Genomic DNA, 5,573 nt, shown 5'->3' with positions numbered 1-5,573 from the left:
CATGTTAACTTTACAAAGCCTATTTTAATATTAATATGTCCCTGTTAAATTAAAAATATTTTTTGGTGGTTCAATCAAGAGGTTGGTTTATTTATTTAAATCTCTTGATTTTTTTGTTTCTGTAGGATAAAATTAGGTGAGCACAAAATTGTGCACATGGAGGTGCTGTATTGGACCTTATAAGAATAGGAGATAAACTCATAAGCTTATCTCGCATAGCAACGACTATCAATGAAATGCTTGAACTGAGGCGGCAAGGGTTTTCCCAGGCTGATGTTGCCAAAAAGTTTAATACCGATAGAACTTTTTTGTCACGTTTAGAAAGCCTTGGGGAAATAAGAAAAGGAAAAACAATAGCTTTAGTAGGCTTTCCCATAAAAAACATAGATGAAATAAAGCAGGTAGCTGCCGAGGAAGGTGTGGATTTTTCTTTGCTGATGACTGACCGGCAGCGCTGGGATTTTGTATATGAGAAAAGCGGTATAGAGCTATTAAACGAGGTCATGAGCATTATTTACAAAGTAAGGCAGTACGATGTAGTCATAATCCTTGGTTCAGACCAAAGGCTCAGGCTGTTTAAAGCACTTCTAGACAATGAAGTGGTTCCAATAGATTTAGGCAAATCACCTATAACTCAGGATGTTTATGTGGAGCCTGACTATTTAAGAAATATCATAAGAACCATAAAGAAGGATGGTTGATATGAAACATGTGCTAAGTGTGAGCATAGGGTCTTCTAAGCGAAACCATAGAGTGGAGATTGAAGTCCTGGGAGAACAATTTATAATCGAGCGCATCGGAACTGATGGTGATATAAAAAAAGCCATAGAAATTATCAAAGAAAATGATGGTAAAGTCAGCGCTTTTGGCATGGGCGGAATAGACCTTTATGTATGTATCGGAAACAAGCGCTATACAATAAAGGATGCTGTGCCGATTGCTAAAGCGGCTAAGATATCCCCAATTGTTGACGGTTCAGGTCTAAAAAATACTTTGGAAAGGAAAGTCGTGGATTATCTCATTAAAGAAAAGGTTGTAGATTTTAAAAACAAAAAGGTCCTTTTGGTGTGCGGCATGGATCGCTTCGGCATGGCCGAGGCACTGGAAAAGGCAGGGTGTGACTTAGTACTGGGCGATTTGATTTTTGCACTTGGCGTGCCTATACCACTTAAGTCTTTAAAAAGCCTAAATTTAATAGCCAGTATCGTTGCACCCGTTGTCTGCAAGCTGCCTTTTAGCCTTTTGTATCCTACAGGAGAGAAACAGGAAAAGAAGACTGATACAAAATTTGGCCGCTTTTATGATGAAGCTGATGTGATAGCCGGCGACTTTCATTTTATAAAGCGGCATTTGCCAATGGATATTTCGGGCAAGATTATCCTTACAAATACTGTTACAGCCGATGATGTAGCTATGCTTACCGAAAGAGGTGCCAAGATGCTGATTACAACAACTCCAAAACTTAATGGAAGGTCTTTTGGCACCAATGTAATGGAAGGAGTTTTAGTATCACTTTCACAAAAACCTTACAAATCCCTAACTCCGGCTGACTATGACGAACTCCTGGATAAGATTGGGTTTACTCCACGGATAGAAGTCTTAAACTAACAATTTGAGGTGTAAAAAGATGGAGAAATTTGCTTTTATGATACATCCCATAGAGCTTTCTGATATTTATCGAAAACTTAAGTTTATGAAAAGACTGCCTGAGGGTGCTGTCGAAAGCATCATTAAGAGATTTCCGCCAATGAAAGTTTCGCACATCACCGGCGTAAAGAGCAATTATAATGAAGCCGAAGGCTATTTTGTTGGATGCCCTCTTACTACTAAACAAATGATACAGCTACCGGAGGAGTTTGTAATTGACAAAATTATTAAAACCGGTAAACTGGCGGAAAAATTGGGAGCAAAGATATTGGGTCTTGGAGCATTTACAGCGGTTGTAGGTGATGCAGGTATCACGGTGGCCAAAAACTTAAATATTGCTGTAACTACTGGCAACAGCTATACAGTTGCAACAGCTATTGAAGGCACCAAAAAGGCTGCGGAAATCATGGGGAAAAACATTAAGGATGCGGAAGTTTTGATAATAGGAGCTGGCGGTTCCATCGGCAGTGTTTGTGCGCAAATCCTTGCAAGGGATTGCAAATATCTAACTCTTGCCGGAAGAAATACGGAAAAGCTTGAAAAAGTAGCTGATAAAATATTAAAAGACACGGGCCTTTCGGTGATGATTTCTACTGATGTAAAAAAATCTGTCAGAAAGGCTGATGTCATTATTACAGTTACCAGCAGCTTAGATGTCATTATTGAAGCGGAAGATTTAAAGCCCGGTGCGGTAGTATGCGATGTATCAAGGCCTAGAGATGTTTCAAAGGAAGTAGCCCAAAAGCGAAATGATGTGTTAATTATAGAGGGCGGTGTGGTGGAAGTTCCCGGTGATGTGAATTTCAACTTTAACTTTGGCTTTCCTCCTAAAACCGCATATGCATGCATGGCGGAGACCATGATGCTGTCACTGGAAGGCCGATATGAAAATTTCACATTGGGAAGAGACCTTACTGTAGAGCAGATTGAAGAGATAAGCCGAATAGCTAAAAAGCACGGTTTTAAACTGGCAGGTTTTCGCAGTTTTGAAAGACCGGTAACGGAGGAACAAATAGAAAAGATTAAGGAAAATGCAAGGCAGAAAATAGAAAAAGCCTGTTAAAGCATAAAAATAGCCCATCTATTTCCAAAGGGAATGATGGGCTATTTTTATCTTCAATTTACTTACCTTATGACAATGTGTTAAAATAAAAAAAATGATATAAATTATCAGTAAGGGGGATTTCAAGTTGAAGAAAAATGATGAGTTAAAAAACTTTGCAGTAGTTTTAGCTGCAACCATAGCCTTTATTTCTACGTATTACATAATGATGCCCGTTATACCAGAACATATGCTTTATCTTGGTTTTGACAATTTAACCATCGGCACTGTTATGGGCCTTTTCTCTATAAGCTCTATGATTGCAAGGCCTGTCGGCGGAGCCATGATAAATACTTATGGCAGCAAAAAAGTAATGTTTATATCCATAATACTGTTTTTCTTAACTCCTTTACTGATAAAAATGCCGTATGCCATACTAGGGCTTTCGCTTACCCTGCTGATTTACGGCTTTACAGTTGGAACGTTTACGGTAGCTTCTGCAAATTTTACTGCTGAAATTGCATCATCCGAAAACCTGACGCGCTTTATGGGTTATAATTCCATTTCTTTTATTATTGCCAAGGGCTTATCCCCTGCCTTAGGGACTAAGCTCATGGAAAAATCAGGCTTTAATGCTGCCGTATTGAGCACATTAATGGTTGCAATAATTGCGATGGTGTTATTATTTTTCCTGTCAGAGGTTAAAACTACTAAACAGAGCCAGACTACTTCCAACTTTATAAAGGTTCTTTTAAATCGAAGTGTCTATCTGCCCACAATCATACTTTTCTGCGGAATGGTTACTTTTGGCGCAATTTCGGCCATGCTGCCCCTTTTTGCCGTTGCCAAGGGAATAACGGGAACGGAATATTTCTTTATTATAAACACTGCAGTTGTAGTAGCTACAAGGCTCTTTATAGGCAAATGGAGCAATCGCTACCTGGAAGAGCTGATAGCAATAGCATTGGCTGTCTTGACCCTTTCCTTTATTTCTATGAGCTTTGTTGACAGTTTTCCAAAATTGGTAGTTGCTGCGATGATTTATGGAGTGGGTTTTGCACTGCTTTTCCCCCTTATGAACTCACTTTTAGTTATAAATATTTACGATGTCTCCCGCAGCATGGCCCTTGGAGTGTTTACGGCTGCCTTTGATTTAGGCGTAGCTGCCGGAGTTATGTTAGGAGGCCTAAGCGAATACATTGATTTTAAATGGCTGTATTTGTATCTGGCCATACTGCCCTTTATAGGTTTTTGCCTGTATCAGTATGTGTACAGGCCATTTATCAGAGAGCAGCGCATTAAGCATGAAAAGGCAAGCTAAAATTTTATCAGAAAGGAGGTTTCGCGATGGGTATATTGTCCTGTTACCTGATGCCACACCCTGCGATTATGATAGAAGAGGTAGGAGGCAGGGAAACACAAAAAGTATCATCATCAGTAAAAGCAGCTTATACTGTGGCGAGGGAAATTAAGGAGCTTTCGCCGGATACTATTGTTATTATTTCTCCCCACGGTCCCGTTTTTTACGATGCCATATGTGTTTATGACTTTGAGCTAAAAGGAAGCCTTGCGGACTTTGGAGCACCGCAGGTTAAGATGGAATTTGACCGGGATGACGATTTAAAAGAAGAGATACTAAAAAGAGCAGATAAAAAAAACATCTCCGTTACAACATCCAGCAAAGCTAGGTTTTTTAACTACGGTTTTAGGGAAAAACTTGACCATGGTGTTACGGTACCCCTATACTTTGTGAGTAAGCACTTTGCTGATTTCAAACTACTACCCATAGCCTTTGGCATGCTGCCCTATGAGGATCTGTATGCTTTTGGCAAGCTTATACAGGATGCGGCTTTTGCCATTGATAAGAAAGTAGTGGTAATTGCCAGCGGTGACCTGTCCCACAGGCTAACCCCTGATGCTCCTGCAGGATATGATCCAAATGGAAAGATTTTTGACGAAAAACTAGTGGAAATACTTAACGCATTTGATATCAAAGCCATGCTGGCCTTGAAACCAACTCTTATAGAAAGAGCCGGCGAATGTGGCCTAAGGTCCATTTGGACAATGGCAGGCACCCTTGACGGATACAGTGTAAATTCTGAGGTGTTGTCTTATGAGGGACCTTTCGGTGTTGGATATTGTATTGCTAGATTTAAACCTGAGGCAAGTGGAGAAAGTATGCTTGAACAGCTTTACCAGCTGCGACGGGCAGAGATTGATGACCGGAGAAAGAAAGAAGACCCTTATGTAAAACTTGCCCGCTACACCCTGGAAACTTATGTAAAAGAGGGTAAAATTCCAAAGCTTCCTGATAATTTGCCGGAGGAGATGTTAACCTCAAGGGCAGGAGTTTTCGTATCTATAAAAAAACACGGTCAGCTTCGCGGTTGCATAGGTACTTTCCTACCGACGCGGAAAAACATAGCGGAAGAAATACAGAGAAATGCCATATCTGCAGGTTGTGAAGATCCCAGATTTTACCCGGTGTGTGGTGATGAACTGGATGACCTGGAGTATTCAGTAGATGTGCTGACAAAACCGGAACCAGTTGATTCTAAAGATTTGCTTGATCCTAAAAAATATGGTGTAATCGTGAAAAAAGGTTCAAGAGCGGGCCTGTTACTTCCTGACTTGGAAGGTGTGGATACGGTTGAAGAACAGCTAAAAATTGCCCTAGCCAAGGCCGGTATAAAACCTAACGAAAAATATGAAATAGAAAGATTTGAAGTTGTAAGGCACATTTAACTAATGTCAATAATCTTTGAAAATGTCACCTAAAAGGCGTGATTTTTATTCAGTGAAAATGTCACCTTTGGCATAAAATAAAAACAACAAAACACGTTACAAATTTATTAAATATTGTATTTAACAGCAAAAGAAAAAA

5 protein-coding genes are annotated in these 5,573 nt (G+C 39.9%); all 5 read left to right on the top strand.

What is annotated here, in order from left to right:
• Positions 1 to 170 precede the first annotated feature (170 nt).
• The 5 genes from JT739_RS09665 to amrA all read left to right on the top strand — a co-directional run bounded on the left by JT739_RS09665 (position 171) and on the right by amrA (position 5,434).
• Positions 171 to 701, top strand: coding sequence for a transcriptional regulator (locus JT739_RS09665; protein ID WP_237660913.1), 531 nt, complete (start codon positions 171 to 173; stop codon positions 699 to 701).
• A gap of 1 nt (position 702) precedes the next feature.
• On the top strand, positions 703 to 1,608 hold the full coding sequence (locus JT739_RS09660; RefSeq protein ID WP_237660912.1) for a quinate 5-dehydrogenase: 906 nt from the start codon (positions 703 to 705) through the stop codon (positions 1,606 to 1,608).
• A 19-nt stretch (positions 1,609 to 1,627) separates the two neighbouring features.
• Complete coding sequence (locus JT739_RS09655; protein WP_237660911.1) at positions 1,628 to 2,710, top strand: saccharopine dehydrogenase NADP-binding domain-containing protein; 1,083 nt, start codon at positions 1,628 to 1,630, stop codon at positions 2,708 to 2,710.
• A gap of 127 nt (positions 2,711 to 2,837) precedes the next feature.
• Complete coding sequence (locus tag JT739_RS09650; RefSeq protein ID WP_237660910.1) at positions 2,838 to 4,010, top strand: MFS transporter; 1,173 nt, start codon at positions 2,838 to 2,840, stop codon at positions 4,008 to 4,010.
• A 26-nt stretch (positions 4,011 to 4,036) separates the two neighbouring features.
• Positions 4,037 to 5,434 (top strand): AmmeMemoRadiSam system protein A, encoded by a 1,398-nt coding sequence (gene amrA, locus JT739_RS09645; RefSeq protein ID WP_237660909.1) that lies wholly within the window; start codon positions 4,037 to 4,039, stop codon positions 5,432 to 5,434.
• The last annotated feature ends 139 nt before the right edge of the window (positions 5,435 to 5,573 follow it).

Origin of the sequence: Tepidanaerobacter sp. GT38 (assembly GCF_021991635.1) — a bacterium.
GTDB lineage: Bacteria > Bacillota > Thermosediminibacteria > Thermosediminibacterales > Tepidanaerobacteraceae > DTU063.
The sequence above is the reverse complement of the archived record's forward strand: the minus strand, read 5'-3'. Positions and strand labels throughout refer to the sequence as shown.